Here is a 25142-nt window from a genome sequence, read left to right as displayed (position 1 = left end):
AACACCCCTTAATATGCAACATCTATTATAACCTTTGCAGTTGCCTCTGGAATATATTCTTTTATTATACTATTCATAAGTTTAAAATCATTAGCTTTAAAGGTTCTTTCTATTTTTAAAATCAAATTATCTAATTCTTTCTCATTTAAAATCTTATTCTCTTTTAAAATATATATTCTATCATTTGGCGTTTTTAAAAACTCTTCAGAATCCAGAAATAATTCCTCATATAATTTTTCACCATTCCTTATTCCTGTATAGACAATTTTAATATCCTGATCTGGAATATACCCGGATAATCTTATCATCTCTCGTGCAAGATAATCTATGGATATAGGTTTTCCCATATCAAACACAAATACTTCTCCCTTATTTGCAAAAGCTCCTGCTTGCAATACCAATGCTACAGCTTCAGGTATAGTCATAAAATATCTTTTCATATCTGGATGTGTAACTGTCACAGGACCACCATTTTTTATTTGTTCTTTAAAAATCGGCACAACGCTGCCTCTACTTCCCAGAACATTTCCAAATCTAACAATTCCAAAATGTGTCTTTGACCTTCTGGAAATAGACCTGATTATTATTTCTCCAAGTCGTTTGGAACTTCCCATAATAGATGTTGGATTTATTGCCTTATCAGTTGAAATAAAAACAAAATGTGAAACATCATATTTATCTGACAACATGGCGAGTATATAAGTCCCATATGAATTAACCCTAAAAGCCTCAGAAGGGTTCTTTTCCATTAAGGGAACATGCTTATGTGCGGCAGCATGAAAAACAACATCTGGCGAAAATCTTTTAAATACCTCTTCCATTCTATCTTCATTGGTTACATCGCTGATAATTTCAACAACTTTTAAATTAGGGAACTTTTCTTTTAATTCCCTGTTTATTTTAAATATGCTATTTTCACCACGACCTAAAATCAATAATTTCTCAGGATTTAACGCTGCAACCTGACGACAAATTTCAGAACCAATACTACCGCCAGCACCTGTAACCAAAACAGTTTTATTGGTTATATAAAAACCTATTTCATCAAAATTAACCTTTATTTCCTTTCTACCAAGCAAATCCTCTATATTAACATCCCTTAAAAATCCCAACGATACTTTATTATTTAATATCTCAAACAAACCTGGTAATGTTTTTAATCTAACTCGTTTTGTATCAATATTACTAATAATCTTCTTTAATTCCTCTGATGTTGCGGAAGGAATAGCAATTATAACCTCATTTATTTTTAGCTTTTCAACATAATCCATTACTTCATTTGTTTTCCCTAAAACAGGAATCCCTCTTATTAATCTTCCAATCTTAATTTCATCATCATCCAAAAATCCTTTAACAACACCATTTTCTGGATTTCTTAAAAACTCATCCAGCAATTCAACCCCGGCTTCACCAGCACCAATAATAAGAATATTCTTTCTATTATCAGGATAATGATTTTCTATATGTTTATTCTTTGAAAACCACCATGTCCTGCTCCCAATAACCAGAATACTTCCTAAAAGGGCAGTTATAAACCCTACTGTAAGAGGCAATGAAAAAGATTTAAAAAATAGTCTTCTAATTGCCTCAACAACAAGAAAATTTAAAAGATATCCCGTAAATGCTGAATATACAATAGGCTTTATTTCCTTTAAAGTAGCAAATCTCCATATCTGGTCATATATTTTATTCACATACATAACCAGAATCATTATTGCCGGAAACAAAAATATCGGCAATATATACTTTTCCATTTCAACATAGTCAGTTTGAAATCTGAAAAATAGGGCTATTATATAACTTACAAAAAATATAATATAATCAAGAACCATCAAAAGTGCTTTTCTTTTCATACTCTCCACCTTTTTAATTTTTTATTTTCTGAAATTACAAACTATTTCAATTATTATACATCAGGTTTTCCAATAACCATACATAATTATTGGAAAATTAGTTAAGAAAACATTCATAAAAAAGTTCATTCAAGCAGGTGAAAATTCTCAAAGAGAAACAATCAACAACACAAAAAATTTTCAAAATGTATAAATCTCAATAATTATTAAGTATATTTCTAAAATTCTCCACAACATATTGCTGCTTTTCAAAATCAAGCTCAGTATAAAAAGGAATAGCTATCGTTAACGATGAAATTAATTCAGTTACAGGATAATCACCATATTCATAACCATATAAATCCCTATAAAACTTCTGTAAATGCACAGGAGAAAAATAGTTTTTTGCCTGAATTCCAACTGCATTTAATTGTTTTATTATATCATAAGTAATTTCCCTTATTTCCAAAATCTTGCTCTTCCATAATTCCCTTTCATTATCTGGAATATACAAAGGTAAATCAAAACTTTTCATATATTCTGGAATATCAATAAAATTTGAAATCCAATCCAGGGAAAGACGAACCACAAATACAAACCAGCTTGGCTTTGTTGTATATTCCTCAACATGAGGTAATATTACTCTATCCTCTTCCTTAAATAATTCATAATAATTCTTTGCTACATTTTCCCTTTTTTCCAGTATTTCATCAAGTCTCTTCATTTGAACATATCCCAAAGCTGCTGATAATTCATCCATTCTATAATTATACCCCAATCTAACATGTTCCAGCCATTCATATGAATCACCGCGACCCTGATTTGCCATAGACCTTGAAAGCTTCGCTATCTCTTCATTATTGGTAATAATCATACCACCTTCACCGGTAGTAATCTGCTTATTAGGATAAAAAGCAAACGTCCCCGCTTCACCAAGTGTTCCAACCATTCTATCCTTGTATTTTGCCCCTATAGCTTCACAAGAATCTTCAACAACCTTCCAATTATATTTTTTATTCAACTCAAAAAATCTATCCCAATCGAGAGGTTGACCAAAAATATCAACCCCCATAAAAAAAGTTATATCCTTTAAACCTTTAATCCTTTTCCATAATGGATGATCTATATCATTAAGGGTTAATTCTATCTTTTCAATATCAATATTATAATTTTCTGGATCAATATCAATAAACACAGGATGTGCTCTTTCAAACATGGCAACATTTGATGAAGCTATAAATGTAAACGGCGTAACTATCATTCCTTCATTTTCCTTTATTCCCAATGACCTTAAAATCAAATGTAAAGCAGATGTTCCGCTGTTTACAGCAACGGCATAATCAACATTAAAATACTCTTTCATCTTTTCCTCAAATTTATTTAAAAATGACCCCAAAGCCAATCTTTTTCTTCTAAAAACATTTAATAATATCTTTTTTTCTTCTTCTGTTAAACTTGCATCAGAAAGTGGAACATTCATAAACAATACCCCCTCATACTAAAAGAAGCTCGCATGAATGCGAGCTTATTTATTTCCAAATAGATTTATTTCTGTATTCAGTCCAAAAACTACTCTGAAATTTTCCAGAATATTTGGAGGAATTGATGGATTTACCACAGCCAATCCACCAAAAACATTTACCTTATTAAACAACCAGAACTTTTTAAATGACTGAATTCCATAAATATAACCAGCTATACCATATTCAGTTCCATTGCTTTTAAATCCTGTTGTTACTTCAATATTTAAAAACTTATCCGTCTTTTCGTCGCTACTTATTAAATAATTTAACCCTCCGAAAATATTGAAATATGAATCGATAATAGTTTTCGGCTCCTGTGTTGTTTCATTAAATTCTGTTTCCATTTTTTGTGTATAGTCTGTCCCCACAGATAGTTTTAACGAATCGCTTATATAAGAAATATTTCCTATTATGTGGGCACTTTCCACACCTTCAAAACCAAAAGAAACAGAACCTGCCAGAGGAAGATCTCCCATCTTATTACTTCCAACTTTAATATAGGCTCCTCCATTGCTTGTTGAAACACCAACTTCCATAATTCCAAATAACCCATATCTAATAGCTGCAACTCCGGGAGTGATTGTATCAATTTTCAAAATCCCTTCATCTAATACCTCTCCTGAAGGCAATAATGTTTCAAAACCAAAAAACATCACATTTACAAATAAAATTAGCGTTAAAAGAAGCTTTTTCATAAAATCACTTCCCTGCATTTATTAATTTTTTTATTCTTCTTCCTTTTTTCCAAATTCAAGTGTTCTTTCAACCTGAATAAATTTATAGAATTCCATTTCGTCTCCTTCGTTAATATCATCAAAATTAAGGATTTTTACACCACATTCCTTTGGAGCTTCTATTCTCTTTACTTCATCCTTATAATGTCTCAAAGATTCAAGCTTTCCATCATATACAAGCTTTCCGCCTCTATATAATCTTACTCCACCGTCTCTTTCAACATATCCTTCTTTTAATTGAATACCGGCGATGTTACCAACCTTTTTAATTCTAAATACCTGTTTAACTTCACCATAACCTGTAATCTCTTCTTTTTCTTCAGGTTCAAGCATACCCTGTAATGCCTTTTTAAGATCATCTATTAAATTAAAGATTATATCATATCTCTTTATCTGAATTCTTTCCTGTTCAGCAAACTTTACAGCGCTACTATCTGCTTTAACCCTGAATCCAAGAATAACAGCATCTGAAGCTGTTGCAAGCATAACATCACTCTTTGTTATAGCACCTATACCGCCATGAATCACCTGTAACTCAATTTCTGGATTTTGCAATTTAGCTATTGCATTCTTTAATGCTTCAAGAGATCCAAATGTATCTGCTTTTAAAATAATATTTAATATCTTCTGTTCTCCTTCTTCCTGCATCATTTTTAATGCATCTTCAAGACGTATATGTCTTTTCTGAACAGTTTTTTCTTCTAATTCCTTCTTCTTTTCAACATATTCTCTTGCTTCATGTAAAGTTTTCACACCATAAAGAATTGAATGCATATCAGGAACTTCTTCAAAACCCAAGATCTGCACAGGATCAGATGGCCCTGCAACCTTAACATTCTTTCCATTTGGGTCTATCATTCTTCTAACCTTACCAAATGTACTTCCAGCTACAAAATAATCTCCAACCTTTAATTTTCCATCTTTGATTATTGCAGTTGCAACAGGACCAAGAAATTTATCGAGTTTACTTTCAATAATAACTCCTCTTGCCAATCCCTCTGGATAACATTTAATTTCCTGCATTTCTGCAACCAGAAGAATCATTTCGAGCAATTCATCAATTCCCTGACCAGCCTTAGCTGAAATAGGAACTGTAATTGTATCTCCACCCCAGTCTTCTGGAATAAGATTTAATTTTGCAACCATTTGCTGTTTTGTTAATTCAATATTTGCATTTGGTTTATCTATCTTGTTTATTGCCACAATTATAGGAACATTGGCATTTTTGGCGTGATTATATGCTTCAATTGTTTGAGGCATAACACCGTCATCAGCAGCTATAATTAACACAACAATATCTGTAGCCTGAGCACCACGAGCTCTCATTTCTGTAAAAGCTTCGTGTCCTGGAGTGTCAATAAATGTAATTTTTCTTCCTTCATAATTTACCTGATAAGCACCTATAGACTGCGTAATTCCTCCAGCTTCTTTTTCAGCAACCCTTGTATTTCTAATATTATCAAGCAAAGTTGTCTTACCATGATCAACATGCCCCATAATAGTAACAACTGGAGCTCTTTCAACGAGTTTATCCTCTTTTTCTTCATATAACTTCTTCCAGAATTCCTTTAATTCTTCTTCTGGATCAACTTTACCTTCTTTATTTGCTGGAGTTGATTCTGATACTTCTGCTGTTTCTTCAACAATATCAAGCAATGTATTAAACATCATTGCAATCTCTTCTGCTTCAGATTCTGATAAAGCCTGCCCTGGTCTCAATATCTTTCCTTTCATAAAGAAAGCTTTTATAATATCATTTTGACCTTTCCCAAGTTTTTTTGCAAGAATATCTAACTTTAATTCTGATTTAGTTATCTTTACTTCTTTAATATCTTCTTCCTCGCTTTTCTCTTCATTTTTCTTTTCTTCTTTTACAAAATCAGGTTTATTATTTTTATTGAACTTCTTATTTTTATTCTTATTCTTTTTATCCTTTTTATGATCTTTTTTAAAATCCTTTTTCTCTTTAAAATGCTTTTTTTCTTTTGATTGCTGTGATTCCTGTTTCTTTTTCTCAGCTTTCTTCTTTTCTTCTGCTTCCTTTTTCTTCTCTTCAAAATATTCTTTTATGGCCTCAACCTCATTATTTTCAAGTGATGACATATGGCTTTTTAAATCATATCCCAATTCTCTTAATTCTTCTAGAAATTCTCTGGAATTCTTTCCAAATTCCTTGGCTAATTGATATACTCGTGTCTTAGACATTCGAATCACCTCCAACATTTGCTACATCGATTAATCCTTTTACTATATTCTCATCCAATACTCCAACAACACTGATTTCATCTCTTCCAAGAGACTTACCAAGTGTTTCCTTTGTAAAATCTTTTAAAAGAACATATGGAACTCTATGTGATTGACATCTTTTTATTGTATCTTCTTTTATAGACTCACCTGTATCAGATGCAATAACAATAAACTTATATCTTTTTCTTGGATTTCTTATATATTCTCTTATATTATCTTTTCCAAATATTATTTTTCGCATCCTTGCAGCAAATCCCAAAAGATTTACAATCTTTTGTTCATTCATTCTTTAATACCTCCGTTCTTCTTTCTACAATTATTATAACATATAAAATGTGAATAATAAAATCTTCACAGCAATATGCATATTAAATAACAGTCCCTTAACAAAAAAATAACCCCTGATGTTTCAGGGGTTAGAATTTATTTTGAAGTCTTTTCTATATAATGCTCATAATTTAAGTCTATATAATCAAAGGATTTTTGTATTTTTTTTGCCCATTTGAGGTTTAACGGATGCTCTATTCTTGAAGAAATAACTGTTTCAAGTCCTATATCTCTAATAACGTTTAAGTATTCTGCTGTTTTTAATAATCCCCCAAATTTTGTAATTTCAAAAACAAACCCTGTTGCATAATCCTTTAATTTAAATATATCCTGAAGCGTCTTAAATGATTCATCCCAGAATATATCGTAATTTCCTAATAAATCAACAACAGCACTTTCGTTTCCAACTGGCAACGGTTGTTCTAAAGCTACTATATTATCATTTTTAAATATTTTAAGTATCTGTTTAATTTCATAATGATTGTATAATCCTTTAAAGTCTAACCAGATTGGATATTTATCAACAAACTTCTTATATTTTTCAATTTCTTCAAAATTCATCTTTTCCAAAAACTCTATTTTTAAAATTTCTGGAAATTTTATTTCTCCAAAAACAGCATAACTCATATTTTTATGAAAGTATATTTTAAATATCTCTGTATTATTTTTATTTTTTGAGAACAGCACACTTGATAAATCTAATGATTTTGAATTTAATATATAATCAGCAATTGAAAGTTCCACTGCTGTTTTCGAGGACATATCAAATTTAACTATCTGATTCATTACCTTTTCAAAATCCGCATAATTATTTAAATCCTCCCATTCCTCGGTTAATTTTCTCATTTTTTCAATTATTGCCATTGTTGTTTTATATGTTTCACCAAAATCAGGATTAGGTGTTCCTGCTCCAATTCCTTCTACACCTTCAGATTCTATTTTAAATACTGCATGTTCTATCCATTCTTTGTTTAAGTATTTTAATATACTCCTTTCCTGCCAGTAATACACACTTCTTTTTCTATTCATTATTTCACCCCGTTTTAAAAATTTTTTGTGTATGCAACACTTATTGAAGGTTTTAATTTTTCAGATATATTAAATGAAAAATTAATTTTATTATACGTTTTTATGGCTTTTAATAGCGCTTTGTAATATTTCCCAAAATTATTATAATTAAAGATTATTTTACTGCTTTTTTCTATGTATTCAATGTATATAAATTCTGTTTTGTTTTTTTCACCATTGTCAATTATAATATTTTCATTCCCATATCCAAAATAGCTATATAATTTTGCATTTTTAATCTTTAAATCACCACTAAAATATAGAACCCATGTATCATCAAATAACCCTTTTTTAGATATATTGAAATTTATTTGAGGTATTTTTACTGAAAATAAACTTTCTTCTATTTGAGGTATATAATATTTTGTTGGAATTTTTAGGAAGATTATATAAATGCTTTCATTAAAAAACTGGATGTCTATATCGTTGTATTCATTTATAGATATTCTGGTATCAAATGAAATTTTCTGAAATGGATTAATATAGTTGTTCAGTTTTGTATATTTATCAGATATATTTTTTATTTTTAAATTGAGATATTTTAACTGTTTTAAATTAGCATTTATATTAAACTCTGGTAATTTTATATATTCAATTTTAAATCCCTGTATATTTATTGGGTAAATATATTCTTCAAAAAAAGAATATGATAAATCTTTAATTTCTATTTCTTTGACATACGAGAAAATATTAATTTGTAGTATTAGTATTATAAATATTAAAATCTTATTTCTCTTCATACTGTAATTATAACACATATAAAAATACTCCCTTTCTGAAACCAGAAAGGGAGTTTTATTATTTTATATTTTTATCTTTTTCTATTAATAACTCTACTGCTTTTATTGCTATTTGAATTGATTTTTCAAGACCATTTTCGTATTCTTCTCCTGCCTGTTTTTTATACTCTCCATCTTCACCCAGTTCTTCTCTAATTGTTATAATAGCACCTGTTCTTAAATTATAGATATTTCCAAGAACATATAATGCTGAAACTTCCATTTCTATAGCAAGAGTATTTGCTCTTACAAATAAATCCATATCTTCTGCTGCTTTTTTGGTATTAAAAAATCTTCCATAATACGAGTCTGTTGATAATACAACACCAAGATGATGTGGATTACCAATAATTCCAGCCGCCTCTTTAAGCGCTGAAATTACATCAAAATGCCCCACTGCTGGAAATGATTTTGGCAAATAATAATCCATAGTTCCATCGCCACGAATTGCTGCAGTTGGAATTATAGAGTCGCCTAATTTTAAATTTTTTTGTAAAGCACCTGTTGTGCCTATTCTAATAAATGTATGTACTCCCAGAGTTTTTAATTCTTCAACTCCTATTGAAATACATGGAGCACCCATTCCTGTAGACATTACAGATACCTTTTCGCCGTTTAAATATCCTGTCATTGTAAAATATTCTCTGTTATCTGCCACAACTTCTGCATTTTCAAGATATTTCGCAATTCTTTTTACCCTTCCTCTGTCTCCAGGAAGCAATACATATTTCCCTACCTTTTCCGGGTCATAAATTCTAATGTGATATCTAAGATCTTCTCCCATTTAATCAAGCCTCCTCAATGGTGTTTTCATTAACCTTTAATAATAATATAGCTCCAATTATAAATAATATAGCCACACTTAATACGCCAAACCTTGAACTTTTGGTAATTTGCGAAAAAAATCCTACAAGGAATGGTCCTATAATTGCTGCAAATTTCCCAAAAATATTATAAAATCCAAAGAATTCTGCAGATTTTTCCTTTGGAATTAATTTGCCATATAATGACCTACTAAGAGCCTGTATTCCTCCCTGAGATGTTGCAACAAGCATTGCAAGTACCCAGAAGTCAAAAGCTGAATCAAGAAAATATCCATAAACTGTGATAAATGTATATACTGCTATTCCAGTAAATAACATTGTTTTTACATTCCATTTTTGAGCTAATTTACCATATATCAATGCAAAAGGAAAGGCTACAACCTGTGTTGCAAATAATGCCATCAATAATTGTGTAGTATCAATTCCAACATCCTTACCATATACCGTCGCCATCTTTATAATTGTTCCAACACCGTCTATATAGAAGAAATATGCTAATAAGAACAAGAATATATTTCTATAGTTTTTAATTTCTTTAAATGTTTTTCCAAGTCTTTCAAAACTGTCTTTTATCGGTGTTGAGGATTTTTCGATATAATATTCCTGATGCACATTTTTTAATAATGGAATTGTGAAAATAGCCCACCATAATGCAGTAATAACAAAAGCCAATCTTGTTGCTGTCAATGTACTTGTAAGACCTATTAATCCAGGTTTCATTATTATTGCCATACTTATTATAAACGGTATTGTACTTCCTATATATCCCCATGCAAAACCACTGGAAGATACCCAATCCATTCTACCATCAGTTGTTACATCAATAAGCATTGAATCATAGAAGATATTAGCTCCTGCAAAACCTATAGCTGAAAATATATATATTATCAAACACTGCAACCAATCACCTTCACCAACAGTAGAAAGTAAAAATGTTGCTATTACACCTATGCTCCAGAAAAATACAAGAAAACGTTTCTTGAAATTTTTATAATCTGCAACGGTTCCAAGAATTGGAGCTAATAAAGCAATAATAATAGTTGCTATTGTATTTCCATACCCCCAATATGCAGTAGACAAATAGCCATCAAGATTTTTTGCCGCAACTTCTTTAAAAAATATCGGTAAAACTGCCGTTGTTACTATTAATGAATATGCAGAATTAGCCCAGTCATACATTACCCAGCTCTTCTCTTTTTTTGTCACACTATACTCCCCCTATCTTCCTTAATTAAAATAATTCCTCCATCTCTTTCTTTATTTTTTCATATTTTACCTGATTACCTTCTTCATATAATTCCAATAATTCATTATATATATTCTTTAATTTATCCATGTTTTTAAATCTATCCATTTCAAATAATTTCTTTCTTATAACCAATGCATCTTCAAAGAAATTAACAGCCTTTTCCTTTTCTCCAAGTTTTTTATAGAGCATACCAAGATTATATAATATCATACCTTTATCTTCTCTTGAGGTTTTAAATTCTTCTGTTAGCTGATATGCTTCTTCAAAATATTTTTTGGCATTTTCCAGATTTCCCGTTTCAAGCTCAAAGGCTCCAAGATTATTTAAAATTGAAAATAATGAAGGAATATATTTTTCTCTTGCTTTTTCTGTTAAAGCTCTTCTAATTTCCAGAGCTTTTTCAAAATGCTCTCTGGCTATATCAAATTTTCCAGAATCAACATACATATTTCCCAGACTATTATGCATTACAGATGCATTAAACTGCATATCTACAGATTTATTTTTTTCACAATAGTCAAGTGCTCTTAAATAATTCTTTTCAGCCTCGCTATATCTATGTATTTCCGCATATAAATTACCAATAATATAATATAATGCATAATGATTTTCTTCTCCAACCTTATCCATTAATTTTATTACAAGATTTGCGAGAGTGGTTATATTCCCTTCTGTTGGAGATATATACTTTTTAATTTCTAATATGGAATTTAATAAATCGTTAGTATCTCCAAAAGATAAAGATATTAGATTACTCAATAACAAAATAATTCCTTTTTCTGCATTTTCCAGTTTAATTTTTAATACATTTATTTCTTTCTTCAATATCTTATTCTGTTCTTCTAAAAACTCTATTTTTTCATCATATTTTTGAGCCTTTTCGTTTATTTTCATCTGAAGCTGCTCAAAATCTTTTTGCACATTCATTTGTTTGGGTGAAAATTCTGGCATTTCGAGTTTTTCATCCGTTTTTATTTCAACTTCACTTTCTTCACTTTCTTCACTTTCCTTTATTTCCTCTTTTTCATTTAATTCTTCTTCAATATGCTCAAGTTCTGTTATTTCATCAAGCGCATTATCTATTTCTTCTTTTTCACTCTCTTCAACTATCACATCGGCATTTTCTTCTGAACCTATTGTGTTTACATCTTCTTCATCAAGATCAAGTTCTGGCACAGATTCTTCTGATTCTACATTTTCAGTTATTTCCGCTTTTTCTTCTGTTTCCTCTTCAAGATTTAATTCTGGAATTTCTTCTTCAATTGTTTCATTTTCTTCGGTATTTTCCATTATACTTTCTTCATTTTCTGTTTCTACAATTTCTTCAGATTTATTTTCTTCAACTACTGTATCTTCATCTAAATCCAATTCTGGAATTTCTTCTTTCTCTTCGACATCTTCAACCTTCTTTTCTTCTGTAGCCTCTTCCATCATTACCTCTTCTGTTAAACTTTCTTCATTTTTTTCTTCTATATTTTCTTCAAGGTCTAATTCTGGAATATTTTCTTCAGGTTCAACTGATGGAATTTCTTCTTTTTCTTCTTCGAGATTTAATTCTGGCATCTCTTCAGGATTTTCTCCATCTGTTTTTTCTTCAGAAATAGTTTCCTGTACTTCTTCAACTACTTCTTCAGAATTCGGATTCTCTTCTATTAATTCTTCTGTTTCGTTTTCCAATTCATCGAGTTCAAGGTTAGGAATAACCTCTTCTAATTTAACTTCTTCCTCTTCAGGTTTTTGAGTGTCAAGATCATCTAAATTTAAATCATCTAAATTAATTTCTTCCTCTGTAATCTGTTTTTCCAATAATTCTTCTGATGAACTTTGCTCTGTTCCAATATCCATCAGTTTGTTAATTTCATCTGTGTTATCAAGTAATTCTGTCATTTCCTCCATGTTTCCCTGTTGGATTTCCTGATTTTCCTGAACTTCCTTTTTTTCTTCATTATTTTCTAACATAATGTATCCCCCCAATACTGTTTTATTGGATATCCCATTTTTTTAATTTTGAAAATAATGTCATCTTGGTAATTCCAAGAATCTTTGCTGCTCTGGATTTATTATTATTCACCCAGTTTAATGTTTTTAATGTATATCTTTTTTCAACTTCTTCAATGGTTAAACCAAGAGGCAATTCTATCTTTTCATCCACAAAACTCTCCAGCAATTTCTCTGGTAATAAACTTTTATTAAGAATATCCTCTGTAGCTATAGCAATCATTGAATATATTACGTTTTTTAACTCTCTAATATTCCCCGGCCAATAATATTTTTGAAAAATTTCTATTACATCTGGATTTACACCTTTAATATTAGTTCCAAATTCTTCATTTGCCATATCCACAAAATAATTAACCAATAGAGGTATATCCTCAATCCTTTCTCTTAAAGGTTTTGCTTCAATATTAAATACCGATAATCTAAAATATAAGTCTTCTCTAAATTGTCCTTCATTTACCAATGTTTTTAAATCTCGATTTGTGGCAGCAATTATTCTCACATCAACCTTTTTAGGTGTTGTACTGCCTATTCTTTCAACCTCTTTTGTCTCTAAAACCCTTAACAACTTTACCTGCATATTTTTAGGTAATTCGCCTATTTCATCCAAAAAAAGTGTTCCACCATCTGCAATTTCGAATTTCCCGGGTTTTCCTTTTTCCGCTCCAGTAAAGGCACCCTTTTCATATCCAAAAAGCTCACTTTCAAACAATTCCTGAGGAATAGCTCCACAATTAACTGCCACAAAATTTTTTCTATTACTTGCTTCATGAATAGCTCTTGCTATTACCTCTTTACCTGTTCCGCTTTCACCGGTAATTAATACAGGTATATTCTTTTCGGCAATCATCCCAATCTTTTCTTTTAATCTTTCTATAAATTTGGATTTTCCAATTAAAAGCCCGGATTTTTGTAATTGTTCTTTTAATTTTTTTATTTCTTTTTTTAAATTTACAGTTTCAAATGCTCTATTTAATTCACTTAATAATAATTTTAAATCAACAGGTTTTTCAAGAAAATTATATACTCCCAATTTTGTGGCCTTTACTGCATCAGATATATCTCCATGTGCTGTTATAATAATTATTTCTTCAACATATTTTTTTAATTCTTCAATTATTTCCATACCATTTGTATCAGGTAATCTTAAATCGAGAATAACTACATCCGGAAGTTTTTCTTTTGCAATATTTAAACCTTCACTTCCGGTATATGCACAAAAAATATTGTATTTAAAATTTTTCAAAAAATCGCACATTGTTTCATTTAATACTTTATCGTCTTCTATTATCAAAACTTCAGGCATTATTTACCTCTTTTTTCTTTTTTAAATTAGCAAAAATTCCTAAAATCAATCCGAGAACAAAACTCCATACTGCTGCTAAAGTAATCTGCCATTCTCCCGGCAATGAAAAGGTTATTGTATGTGCTGGTACCCAGAACCATAATAATGTCAGCATTGCACCTTTTAAGCCTTCTGTTGGAATCTTTAACTTTGGCAAATTATCAAGAAATCTATGAATTATAACCAACCATGGACCAAACATTGCATTGGTAAAAAATGATTTAAAAAATGCTTCGTATATTTTTCCAGATGGAAGATAATGATGATTAACCAATTCGTGCACAAAACCGTTAAATCCTATAAATGCATACTTTATTATTACTCCTAATATAGCCCAGGATATAGCCGAATGAATAATTTTAGTTATGGATATCTTACTCTTTGTAATAAGCTTTGCAACTACTTCACCTGCTGTACCAAGAATAGCAAATTTAACCATTGCTGCAACTAATGGATTCATATGTATAATTCCTCCTTTTTAAAAATTTATTAAATTCAACTATAATAATTATAACATAAACTCCCTATTTAATAAATACTACAGTATTCAAGATTTTAAAAAAATGAAAATCAGGAATTTCATTATAACTTTGTTTTTTGCTTTTTTTCATGTATAATATTATTAAGAAAAGGTAAAAATTATTTAGGAGGTTCCCATGAAAAAATATCTTTTAACAATGATGTTCCTGTTAACTTTTACTTTTTTATTTTCACAAATCCAATGGAATACATCACCTTCCAATTATGAAATAGTACCATATAACAAAACAATAACTTTAAATTTTAATCTTATAGAAAGAGATGTCCTTTTTTATATTGTGTATCTGGGTGAAAACAAAAATAACTTAAAAGATATATATAAAGGAAAAGAAAATTATGTTCATATTCAACTTACGCCAAATAAAAATTATTTCTGGAAGGTTATTGCATATACTAAAGACAAAATTTATTCCACAGAAACATTAAAATTCTTTTTAGAACTAAAATCACCGGTTATAACCAATTGTTCTCCTGCTAATTTATACAATGTTTTTCCAGAAAATATTGAATTTAAATGGAATGTAGATTTTAATGCGAATTACATACAAAACTTCATATTATATGAAAAAAACAAAAAAATACTTGAAAAAAGGGTGGAAAATAATTCATTAAAAATTACATATTTAAAACCTGGTTTACAATACAAATGGAAAATAATAATAACCGATGAGTTTGGAAAAAAATATTATTATGGACCATATATTTTCTATACAAAACCTTACGAATTCTATATTTCAAATGAATATTCAATATTTAAAGTTAAAACCTATGGAGAATTTTTAGAAAAAAAAGAAATTTTTAATTCAAAAGATCGTATAAAAAATTATATCCCTTTTCATCAATTTATTATAATAAATATAAAAAGCAAAATTGAAATTATACATAATCTTGGAAATAAAACCTCTGAAATTTTATTAAATAATGAAATAAGCGATTTTTATATTGAAGAATATAATAATCAGGTGCTATTATATATTACAACTGATAATCAATTATGTGTTTATGATATAACCAATCCCTATTATCCCTATATTTTGAAAAAATTAAAAGGCGACTATATCTCTGTGTCAACAAACTCAAAATATATATTTTTACTCTCAAAAAACACTATTACTGTTATGAATCATAATTTTAAAAAACTAAATATATCCAGAAACTTTAATAATGTAAAAATCATTTACAATGATAATGCTGGTTTGATTATATTAACAAATGATTCAATAAAAAAGATTTCATATAAAAACAATAAATTCAAAACAGAAAAAGAATTTTCCCTTAAACTTATAAACAATTATTTTATTTCAAAAAATATAATATCTTTCTCAACCAAAAATAAGGAATTATATATTTTTGACCACAATTTAAATTTGATAAATTATCTATATTTAAATGACGGAATAAAAAGTTATTCCATATATGGAAATGGCGTATATTATTTTAACAACAAAAATGAATTAAAGATTGCTTATTTGAAAGGAAGTGAGTAACGTTGATTGCTGTTATAGGGGGAGGAATTGTTGGCACATTAATTGCCAGAGAGTTAAACAAATATGAAAAAGATGTCTATCTATTTGAAGCAAAAACGAATTTTGGTATGGGGGTAACAAAATCAAATTCTGCAGTTTTACACGGCGGTTACGATGATCCGCCGGGAACAATGAGGGCTAAACTATGTTATATGGGAAATCAGCTTTATACAGAATTGCAAAAAGAATTAAACTTCGATATGAAAAGAGTTGGTTCACATGTTGTTGCTATTGAGGATGAAGAAACACATTATATATATGAACTGCTAAAAAAAGCTGAAAGAAATGGCGTAAAAGGCATTAGAATTGTTGAAAAACTTGAATTGCTGGAAATGGAGCCAAATATCAATCCACGAGCCAAACGTTCATTATATGCAGAATTTGCTGGAATATTTGATCCATGGATGGTTGCAATTCAGGCTGCCAAATCAGTAAGGGAAAATGGCGGTAAAACTTTTATAGGAAAAACATTAATCGATGTTGAAAAGAAAAATAACAAATTCCTTTTAAAATTTTCCGATAATACCACTTTTGAAGCAGATATTGTAATAAATGCCACAGGATTATATGCAGATGAAATTGCAAAGATGTTTGGCGATGAAGTTCCTGAAATATTTCCTGTAAAAGGTGAATATTTTTTATTATCAAAAGATTATAACTATGTCAATTCAATAATATTCCCTGTACCTACTGGAATATCAAAAGGTTGTCTCGTTTTACCTACTGTAGATGGTGGATTTTTAGTTGGACCAAATGCAAATAGAGTAATTTCCAAAAAGGATACAGCAACAACCAGAGAAGGATTAAATGAAGTAAAAGAAAAAGGTATGAAACTCGTTCCAAATCTTAATTTTAGAAGACATCTTGTGAAAACCTTTGCAGGATTACGTCCGGAAACTGAGAAAAAAGACTTTTATATAGACGTTGGAAAAAGTGGTGCTATCCACGTATCTGGAATTAGATCACCTGGTTTAACAGCAGCTCCTGCTATAGCAAAATATGTTGTTGATTATCTAATTCAGGAAAAATTGGGAATAAACCTTTCAAAAAGAAACGACTATAATCCTATCACTCAAAGAACACCTCATTTAGTTCACATTGATAGAAACGAATGGAATAAAATTATCCAGGAAGATCCAAATGCTGGAGAAATGATCTGTCATTGTAATAAAGTTACAAAAAAAGAAATCATCGATGCCATAAACAATGGTGCAAGAACCCTGGATGATATAAAATTTATGACACGTGCATCATTTGGAGAATGTCAGGGCGGATTCTGTACAGCAAAAATCCTTAAAATACTTGCTGAATATACAGGCCGAAAACCTGAAGAAATTACTCAAAATGAAAAAGGAACATGGATAGTGAATTCGAAGGTGAGAATATGAAATATAAAACAGATGTGGTAATTATAGGTGGCGGTGCTGCTGGAATGGCAGCTGCATATAGTGCAACAAGAGAAGGTGCAGATGTAATATTATTAGAACGAGATGAAGATACAGGTGGAGTATTAAATCAATGTATTCATAATGGTTTTGGTTTGCATTATTTCAAAAAAGACTTAACAGGTCCGGAATTTAAAGAGTTAGCTAAAGAAAGAATAAAAGACTTAAATATACTATATGGAACATATGTTCTGGAAGTTACAAAAGATAAAAGAATAATTTTTGTAGACAGAAGAGGTATACATGAAATTGAAACAAAAGCTCTTGTTATGGCAACAGGAGCAAGAGAACGACATTTCAATTCGTTACCAGTTCCAGGAAAGAGAATAACAGGAGTATTTACTGCAGGACTTGCACAAAGATTTATTAACTTAGAAAATTTAAAACCTGGAAATAAAGCTGTTATTCTTGGTTCTGGTGATATTGGTTTAATTATGGCAAGAAGGCTTACACTTGAAGGAATAAAGGTTGAAGCTGTACTTGAAATAATGCCTTATCCTGGTGGTCTTGAAAGAAATATCCAACAATGTTTAAGGGATTTTAATATTCCATTATATCTTTCGCACACAGTTACTGCTATAGAAGGTGAAAAAAGACTGGAAAAAGTAATAGCTTCACAGGTGGATTATAAATGGAATCCTATACCTGGAACAGAAAAAGTTTTTGATGTAGATATGTTAATTACATCTGTTGGATTAATTCCATCAACCAAACCTGTTGATTTTGTTGATGCTGATCCTGGATTTTTAGTATCAAATACTAACCAGACAAGTGAAGACTGGATATTTGCAGCAGGAAACTGTACTGTAATCTTTGATCTCGTAGATTTCGTTGCAAAAGAAGGAGAAAAAGCAGGTAAATATGCAGCATTATATGCTCAGGGAAAATATGAAAAAAAGAAATTAATTAAAGTTAGAAAAGGTGAAAACATTGGTATAGTGCATCCTGTTTATATAGATCCTACAGAAGAATCTACTTTATACATAAGGGTATCTACTGTATTTGAAAAGGCAAGTATAAAAATAAATCCTTTAGGAATTGAAAAAGTCGAAGAAGATGCTCGACCTCCAGAAATGATAGTTATTAAAATCAGACCATTTGATGGTGAAAATATTGATGAAATCGAGGTGACAGCTGATGAACTCATCTCAAAACTTGGCTAAGGATCTCGTATGTGTTAGATGTCCAATTGGTTGTAAAGTACATGTTGAATATACTCAAAATATGGAAATAATAAATATCTCAGGAAACAGGTGTCCTCGAGGTAAAGAATATGCTATTCAGGAAATAAAAGATCCTCATAGAATACTCGTAACAAGTATAAAAGTTAAAAATGGAAAATATCCTCTCGCTTCTGTAAAAACAACTGAAGCAATTCCTTTAAGATTATTTGAGGAGGCTATGAAAGAAATAAACAAAATTGAAGTTGAAGCTCCTGTAAAAAGAGGCGATATAGTAATAGAAGGCTTCATGAACACATCTGCAAATCTTATAATAACAAGAACTGTAGAAAAGGAGTAGGATATGGAACAAAAAGACTTAATTCTGGAAACATATTCCAAAATTTCTGATCTTGTAATGGAAATAAGTTCTCTAAAAGACCTTTCCCAAATTGAAAATTCCATTAATACACTGGTAAATAGAATATTAACAGTAAATAATGCATATTTCTTAAAACCGACAGAGAAAGGTTTTGAAGAAGTAAACAACAAAAACGTTCCGGAAGAAATTATGGATCTTGTATCCTGGGCTGCAAAATCATTAAAAATATCAGTATTCCCGCTTGAAGAAGGCGGGAGTGCTTTAATTATCCCATTTTCACGATCCCAAAAATTACTGCTGATATATGCATGTGAAACTGATACAGAAGAAATTTCAAATGAAGCAACTGTATTTTTAAATATAATGAGTTTCTTAACAGCAACAATAATTGAAAACCTTGAATTATATGAAGAAATACTAAAAACAAATGAAATAATTGAAAGCAATAGAAAATTCTTAAACCAAATCCTTGATTCAATGATTAGCGGTTTAGCAGTATATGATAATGAATACAAAGAATTATTTAGAAACAAAAATTTTGAAAAGTTTGAACAGGAATATGGAAAAAAGTTAATAGAATTCATAAAAGAAGAATTGGTAAAATTAGAAATATTTGGAGAAAAAATTACCAAAGAAAAAGAGTTTGATGAACACTTTCTTTCAATAGATTTGCTAAGAACCGAAGAAGATAATTATCTTGTTATTATATCGGATATAACTGGAACAAAGGAATTGGAACGTTTAAGAAAATTAGATCAGATGAAAACAGAATTCTTATCTACTGTATCTCACGAATTGCGAACACCTTTAGCAGCTATTAAAGCTTATTCTGAATCAATTGTAGAAAGTTTAGATTTCATGGATACAGAAACCTTGAAAGATTTTATGGAAACAATACTAAATGAGGCAAATCATCTACAAAACCTATTAGATGAAATCCTCGATTTCTCAAGACTTGAAATGAAGAGTATAAATATTAAAAAAGAAGAATTTTCATTAAATGAATTAATTGATGAAGTATATTCCTCAAATAAATCAAAAGCTGAAAGCAATGATGTTAAATTGTATAAAGTTTTACCAAAAGAAAATATAATTGTTAATCTCGATAGAACAAGAGTAAAACAAATACTGTCTAATTTAATAGATAACGCCATAAAATACAGTGATAAAAGAAAAGATTTAAAATTTGTAAAAATAACCCTACAGGACAGGGGAGATAAGGTATGGATACTCGTAGAAGATAATGGAATTGGAATTCCAAAAGAACATCACGAAAAAATCTTCGAAAAATTCTATAGAGTTGATTCATCATTGACATATGAAGTTTCTGGAACAGGAATAGGGTTATCTGTTGTAAAAGAACTTGTTGAAATGCAGGGCGGAAAAATCTGGCTAAAAAGCGTTGAAAATAAGGGAACCCGTTTTTATATAGAATTTGATAAAGGAAAGTGATAAAATGGCTAATCCTACAATGAAAGAAATTTTAAAAAAATTATCCGAACTCCCAACACCTGATTTTATAATTCAACGAATAATGGATATAGCTTCCAATCCAACCTCAAATACCAAAGAACTGGAAAAAGCTGTTTTACAATCGCCACCACTGGTGGCAAAAATTTTAAAATTATGTAATTCTGCGTATTATGCATTACCACGAAAAATTACCAAAATTTCTCAGGCTATAAATATTTTAGGATTCAAAACCGTTAGAAACCTTGCTATGGGAATATTTGTCGCTGATTCTTTTTTCAGACGCGACTTTGACTTTCTTGATTCAAAAAAATTCTGGCAGCACAGTATAGCAGTTGCCATAGCTTCTGAACAACTTGCTCAAATTGTAAATTATCCTGACAAAGAAGAAATATTTTTAAGTGGGATGTTACATGATCTTGGTAAAATAGCTATGGGTATAGTAACCCCTGAAACAGTAGAAATGATATTAAACGTATCTGAATACAAAAAAGTTTCTTTTTCAAGGGCAGAACAAATGTTAAACGTAATGTCTCATACTACCCTTGGAAAAACCTTATTTGAAAATTGGAATTTACCGGAAAATGTTGTATATACTGCAGAATTCCATAACGATCCAGAAAAACTTCAAATAGATTCATTTATTATGAACGTATATATTGTACATCTTGCCAATTCAACCATAAATACTATTTATTACGGATACTCTGGAAGTTACGACATACCTGTTCCATCAGATGTCGTCTGGAACAAATTCAACATGACAGCAACAAAATACCTTGAATTTCTAAAAAATCTCGAACAAAAACTTGAAGAATCAAATGACTTCATGAATCTTGATTCATTCCTTGAAAGCGATACAGAAACGGAGGAGGATAACAATGGCTAAAGAATTTAGAAGAGAAATGATAGAATCAGAAATAATGAAAATAATAAATACAAATGTTTCAAATTTACGAGACCCTAAAATACAGGGAAAATTAATTTCAGCCACAAGGGTGGAATTATCAAGAGACAAATCATATGCAGATATATATGTTTCTGTATTTGGTGGTGATGCCGATGAAATCATTGCTGTTCTTGAAAAAGCAAAAGGATTCTTTAAAAGCATAATTGGTAGAAACATTAGAATGTATAAAATTCCAGAATTAAGATTTCATAAAGACACCGGGATTGAAGAAAGCATAAAAATTCATAAATTACTAGATGAAATATCTCAAAATAAAGGTGAAGAAAATGAATAATGGATTTCTTTTGGTTGATAAACCAGAAGGAATAACATCACACGATGTTGTAAACGAAATACGAAAAATCTTTTCAACTAAAAAAGTTGGGCATTCTGGAACATTAGACCCTTTTGCAACTGGATTATTGATAATTGGAGTAAATAAAGGAACCAGACTTTTAGAATATTTACAACATCAGGACAAGGTTTATCATGTAAAAGCAAAATTAGGAATAATAACAGATACGTTTGATATCACCGGTAAAATCACAGAAAAAAATGAATTTACAAATTCTGAAATAGAAAAACTTGAGGATACAATAATATCATTTATTGGAAAATACAAACAGGTTCCACCAATGTATTCTGCACGAAAATACAAAGGAAAAAAATTATACGAATTAGCCAGAGAAGGTAAAATAATAAAAATGCCACCCAAAGAGGTGGAGATTTATGATATCTGGAACATATCCATAAAAGACCATGGAGAATTTGAATTTACCTGCAAAGTTTCATCAGGAACATATATCCGTTCATTAATAATGGATATAGGATATAAAATAGGATGTGGAGCAGTAACCACAGAGCTCAGAAGATTAAATGTGGGCAAATTCTCAATAGACAAAGCTGTTGAATTGGAAAAAATATCTTCAGAAAATTTAATTCCTTTATTAGATGTTTTAGATTTCCCAAAAGTTATTCTAAACAATGAGGGTATTGAAAACGTAAAACATGGTCGTCAAATTGTTGTAGATAATATTATAAAATTTGAAGATTTTAAAAAGGATACCCTTGTTTCGCTAATTGATAATAAAAATAATCTACTGGCCATAGCAAAAGCAGAAAGAAACTCTTCATTTATAAACACCCTTATTAATCAAAATAGAAATGAAAGGGTTTTCAAATTAAAAAAGGTATTTATTTAATAAATACCTAAATGGGGTGAAAACATGGAAGGAAAACATCCTTATGTAAAATGGGCTATAGAAGTTATTGAAAATTACATTAAATATGGGAAAAAAATCGAAATAAGAGATAACCTTCCAGATGACCTATTAAACAAAAGAGCTGCATGTTTTGTAACTCTTCATAAATTAAACGGAGATTTAAGGGGTTGTATAGGAACAATAGAACCAGTATATGACAATCTTGCAATAGAAATACGAGAAAATGCAATTGCTGCAGCTACAAGAGATTACAGGTTTAATCCTGTTACAGCTGATGAACTCGATGACATAATGGTAAGTGTTGACGTATTAAGCGAACCTGAATACGTTGAATCAGAAGAAGATTTAGACCCGGAAATATATGGTGTAATAGTTGTTAGCGGCTGGAAAAAAGGAGTTTTACTACCAGCACTTGATGGCGTAAACACTGTTGAAGAACAATTAAGAATTGCTAAATTAAAAGCTGGTATCTTCTCAGAGCCATACGAAATATATAGATTCACAGTGGAAAGATATTTCTAAAATGAAAGAAGCATTATATTATAAAACACTTGAAAATAATAAAGTTCAATGTACATTATGTCCTCACAATTGCATAATAAAAAACAGCTCTACAGGAATATGTAGAGTACGTAAGAATGTTGACGGAAAATTATACACATTAAACTATGGTGAAATAACAGCAATTGCAAACGATCCTATAGAAAAAAAACCCCTTTTTCATTTCCATCCAGGCGAAAACATAATATCAATAGGTACATGGGGATGTAATTTTAGATGTAAATTCTGTCAAAACTTTGAAATCTCCCAGGAACCCCCATGGAAAATCTATAAATTAACTCCACAGGATATTCTGAATCTTTTACTGGAAAACCATGCAAAAATGCTTGCATTTACATATTCAGAACCAAATATATGGTATGAATTTGTTCTCGATACTGCGAAATTAGTAAAAAAACACGGAATAAAAACCGTAATGGTAACCAACGGTTATATCTCAGAAAAACCTTTAATGGAATTATTACCCTATATAGATGCAATGAATATAGACTTAAAAGGATTCAATAATGAATTCTATGCCAAAATAATAGGCGGAAAAAAAGAACCTGTAATGAACACAATAAAATTAGCATATAATTTTATCTCAGATGTTGAAATAACAACACTTATAGTCACAGAAGGAAATGATGATGAAAGAGAATTCACAGAACTGGTAAAATGGATTTCCAGCATTTCAAAAAATATACCTTTACATATCAGCAGATATTATCCTGTGTATAAATACAACAAACCACCTACACCAATTGAAACACTTAAAAAATTCTATGAAATAGCCAGAAAACATTTAAATTTTGTATATCTTGGAAATGTCCGGGATAAACAATACGAATCAACATACTGTCCATATTGTAAAACCATGCTTATAAAACGCGAAGGATATAATATCGAAATACTAAATGTTGACGAAAAAGGAAGGTGCAAAAATTGCTTAAAAAAAATCCCTATAATTTTTTAAAAAACAAAGGTATATTATATTCCGTCATAGCAGGAATTGCAATTATCCTCACACTGTTTTTGATATTTCATAAACCTTTACCACAATATTATTCCAAAAAGGATTTTGCTCTGGGAACATGGGTTAATGTAAAGGTTGCAGGAAATAAGATTAATTCCGAAAAATTAGCCGATATCGCATTTGATGAAATGAAAAGAATAGAAAGAAAATTCAGCAAAAATATAAAAGGTAGTGTTATCTGGGAATTAAATGAAAAAAGAAGCATTATAGCAGATAAAGAAACATTATTTTTAATGAAAGCTGCTATAAATTATGCTGATTTAACAGGAGGGGCATTTGATCCAGCAATAGGTGCTCTTGTAAAATTATGGGGATTTGATGATATGAACAGTCCGAAAAGAGTTCCTTCAAAAGATGAAATAAACAATGCTTTAAAAGGTATCAGCTATAAATTTATAAAAATAGAAGGAAATAAAATTTCATTATTAAACGATGAAACAATGATTGATCTTGGCGGAATAGCAAAAGGATATGCTGTTGATATGGCAATAAACAAAATCAAAAGTCTCGATCCAAAAGCAACAGGTTTTATAGACGCCGGTGGAGACATTGGAATAATAGGTCCAAAATTTAACAGATTCCCATGGGTAATTGGAATAAGAGACCCTGATGGAAACCCTTACGATATAAAATTGCAGATATACTTAAAAGAAGGCGCAATAGTAACCTCAGGGAATTACGAACGATATTTTGAAAAAGATGGTGTAAGATATCATCATTTAATAGATCCAAAAACTGGATATCCCGCAAACTTCTATAAAAGCGTTTCAATAATATCCGACAGTGCAATGAAAGCTGATGCAATGTCAACTGCAATATTTATCCTTGGAGATAAATTACCCGATATAGACTCAATGATGCAATATGATATACAGATATACGGAATTACATCTGATAACAAAATAATTAAAACCACAGGTTTTGATTATTATTTAAAAAAGTAAA

23 protein-coding genes are annotated in these 25142 nt (G+C 30.0%); 11 read left to right on the top strand and 12 right to left on the bottom strand.

Annotated features, from left to right (window positions below):
* Positions 1 to 8: 8 nt before the first annotated feature.
* The 12 genes from LN42_RS06975 to LN42_RS06920 form a co-directional block, all read right to left on the bottom strand.
* The gene (locus LN42_RS06975; RefSeq protein ID WP_075780627.1) at positions 9 to 1853 is read right to left on the bottom strand and encodes a nucleoside-diphosphate sugar epimerase/dehydratase; all 1845 of its coding nucleotides are present in this window, start codon (positions 1851 to 1853) and stop codon (positions 9 to 11) included.
* Between the two features lie 196 nt (positions 1854 to 2049).
* Entirely contained in the window at positions 2050 to 3312 is a 1263-nt protein-coding gene (locus LN42_RS06970; RefSeq protein ID WP_075780626.1) for a DegT/DnrJ/EryC1/StrS aminotransferase family protein, read from the bottom strand.
* 45 nt (positions 3313 to 3357) lie between these two features.
* Positions 3358 to 4050, bottom strand: coding sequence for a hypothetical protein (locus LN42_RS06965; RefSeq protein ID WP_014296817.1), 693 nt, complete (start codon positions 4048 to 4050; stop codon positions 3358 to 3360).
* A 30-nt stretch (positions 4051 to 4080) separates the two neighbouring features.
* Positions 4081 to 6294 carry a translation initiation factor IF-2 gene (gene infB, locus LN42_RS06960; protein ID WP_014296816.1) on the bottom strand — a complete coding sequence of 738 codons (2214 nt, stop codon included), beginning with the start codon at positions 6292 to 6294 and terminating at the stop codon, positions 4081 to 4083.
* Positions 6287 to 6622, bottom strand: a complete 336-nt coding sequence (locus LN42_RS06955) for a ribosomal L7Ae/L30e/S12e/Gadd45 family protein (protein WP_014296815.1) — start codon at positions 6620 to 6622, stop codon at positions 6287 to 6289. The genes infB and LN42_RS06955 overlap by 8 nt, the downstream gene beginning before the upstream one ends.
* A 137-nt stretch (positions 6623 to 6759) precedes the next feature.
* Positions 6760 to 7692, bottom strand: coding sequence for a hypothetical protein (locus LN42_RS06950; RefSeq protein WP_014296809.1), 933 nt, complete (start codon positions 7690 to 7692; stop codon positions 6760 to 6762).
* 14 nt (positions 7693 to 7706) lie between these two features.
* On the bottom strand, positions 7707 to 8489 hold the full coding sequence (locus LN42_RS06945; protein ID WP_075780625.1) for a hypothetical protein: 783 nt from the start codon (positions 8487 to 8489) through the stop codon (positions 7707 to 7709).
* 40 nt (positions 8490 to 8529) lie between these two features.
* Positions 8530 to 9294 carry a nucleoside phosphorylase gene (locus tag LN42_RS06940; protein ID WP_014296807.1) on the bottom strand — a complete coding sequence of 255 codons (765 nt, stop codon included), beginning with the start codon at positions 9292 to 9294 and terminating at the stop codon, positions 8530 to 8532.
* 4 nt (positions 9295 to 9298) lie between these two features.
* A complete protein-coding gene (locus LN42_RS06935; RefSeq protein WP_075780813.1) occupies positions 9299 to 10513 on the bottom strand; it encodes an MFS transporter in 1215 nt (404 codons plus the stop codon).
* Positions 10514 to 10565: 52 nt separating this feature from the next.
* Positions 10566 to 12542, bottom strand: coding sequence for a tetratricopeptide repeat protein (locus LN42_RS06930; RefSeq protein ID WP_075780624.1), 1977 nt, complete (start codon positions 12540 to 12542; stop codon positions 10566 to 10568).
* Between the two features lie 22 nt (positions 12543 to 12564).
* Positions 12565 to 13887 carry a sigma-54 dependent transcriptional regulator gene (locus tag LN42_RS06925; RefSeq protein WP_014296804.1) on the bottom strand — a complete coding sequence of 441 codons (1323 nt, stop codon included), beginning with the start codon at positions 13885 to 13887 and terminating at the stop codon, positions 12565 to 12567.
* Complete coding sequence (locus tag LN42_RS06920) at positions 13880 to 14386, bottom strand: hypothetical protein (RefSeq protein ID WP_014296803.1); 507 nt, start codon at positions 14384 to 14386, stop codon at positions 13880 to 13882. The genes LN42_RS06925 and LN42_RS06920 overlap by 8 nt, the downstream gene beginning before the upstream one ends.
* A gap of 196 nt (positions 14387 to 14582) precedes the next feature.
* Here LN42_RS06920 and LN42_RS06915 point away from each other — a divergent pair, with 196 nt between their 5' ends.
* Genes LN42_RS06915 through LN42_RS06865 form a run of 11 tightly spaced genes read left to right on the top strand, consistent with a single transcriptional unit; the run spans position 14583 to position 25141 of the window.
* Positions 14583 to 15953, top strand: coding sequence for a hypothetical protein (locus LN42_RS06915; protein WP_014296802.1), 1371 nt, complete (start codon positions 14583 to 14585; stop codon positions 15951 to 15953).
* A 2-nt stretch (positions 15954 to 15955) separates the two neighbouring features.
* Positions 15956 to 17380 (top strand): NAD(P)/FAD-dependent oxidoreductase, encoded by a 1425-nt coding sequence (locus LN42_RS06910; RefSeq protein ID WP_075780623.1) that lies wholly within the window; start codon positions 15956 to 15958, stop codon positions 17378 to 17380.
* A complete protein-coding gene (locus LN42_RS06905) occupies positions 17377 to 18600 on the top strand; it encodes an NAD(P)/FAD-dependent oxidoreductase (protein WP_075780622.1) in 1224 nt (407 codons plus the stop codon). The genes LN42_RS06910 and LN42_RS06905 overlap by 4 nt, the downstream gene beginning before the upstream one ends.
* Positions 18575 to 18958, top strand: coding sequence for a DUF1667 domain-containing protein (locus tag LN42_RS06900; RefSeq protein WP_014296799.1), 384 nt, complete (start codon positions 18575 to 18577; stop codon positions 18956 to 18958). The genes LN42_RS06905 and LN42_RS06900 overlap by 26 nt, the downstream gene beginning before the upstream one ends.
* Positions 18959 to 18961: 3 nt before the next feature.
* Positions 18962 to 20431, top strand: coding sequence for a cell wall metabolism sensor histidine kinase WalK (locus LN42_RS06895; protein ID WP_014296798.1), 1470 nt, complete (start codon positions 18962 to 18964; stop codon positions 20429 to 20431).
* A gap of 4 nt (positions 20432 to 20435) precedes the next feature.
* Complete coding sequence (locus LN42_RS06890) at positions 20436 to 21338, top strand: HDOD domain-containing protein (RefSeq protein ID WP_014296797.1); 903 nt, start codon at positions 20436 to 20438, stop codon at positions 21336 to 21338.
* Complete coding sequence (rbfA, locus tag LN42_RS06885; RefSeq protein WP_014296796.1) at positions 21331 to 21693, top strand: 30S ribosome-binding factor RbfA; 363 nt, start codon at positions 21331 to 21333, stop codon at positions 21691 to 21693. The genes LN42_RS06890 and rbfA overlap by 8 nt, the downstream gene beginning before the upstream one ends.
* On the top strand, positions 21686 to 22600 hold the full coding sequence (truB, locus tag LN42_RS06880) for a tRNA pseudouridine(55) synthase TruB (RefSeq protein WP_075780621.1): 915 nt from the start codon (positions 21686 to 21688) through the stop codon (positions 22598 to 22600). The genes rbfA and truB overlap by 8 nt, the downstream gene beginning before the upstream one ends.
* 24 nt (positions 22601 to 22624) lie before the next feature.
* Positions 22625 to 23143, top strand: coding sequence for an AmmeMemoRadiSam system protein A (gene amrA, locus LN42_RS06875; RefSeq protein WP_014296794.1), 519 nt, complete (start codon positions 22625 to 22627; stop codon positions 23141 to 23143).
* Between the two features lies 1 nt (position 23144).
* On the top strand, positions 23145 to 24137 hold the full coding sequence (gene amrS, locus LN42_RS06870; protein ID WP_075780620.1) for an AmmeMemoRadiSam system radical SAM enzyme: 993 nt from the start codon (positions 23145 to 23147) through the stop codon (positions 24135 to 24137).
* A complete protein-coding gene (locus LN42_RS06865; protein ID WP_014296792.1) occupies positions 24107 to 25141 on the top strand; it encodes an FAD:protein FMN transferase in 1035 nt (344 codons plus the stop codon). The genes amrS and LN42_RS06865 overlap by 31 nt, the downstream gene beginning before the upstream one ends.
* The last annotated feature ends 1 nt before the right edge of the window (position 25142 follow it).

It is taken from the genome of Marinitoga sp. 1137, from assembly GCF_001941525.1.
GTDB lineage: Bacteria > Thermotogota > Thermotogae > Petrotogales > Petrotogaceae > Marinitoga > Marinitoga piezophila.
Note: the sequence above shows the minus strand (reverse complement) of the source record. Positions and strands in the feature narration are given on the sequence as shown.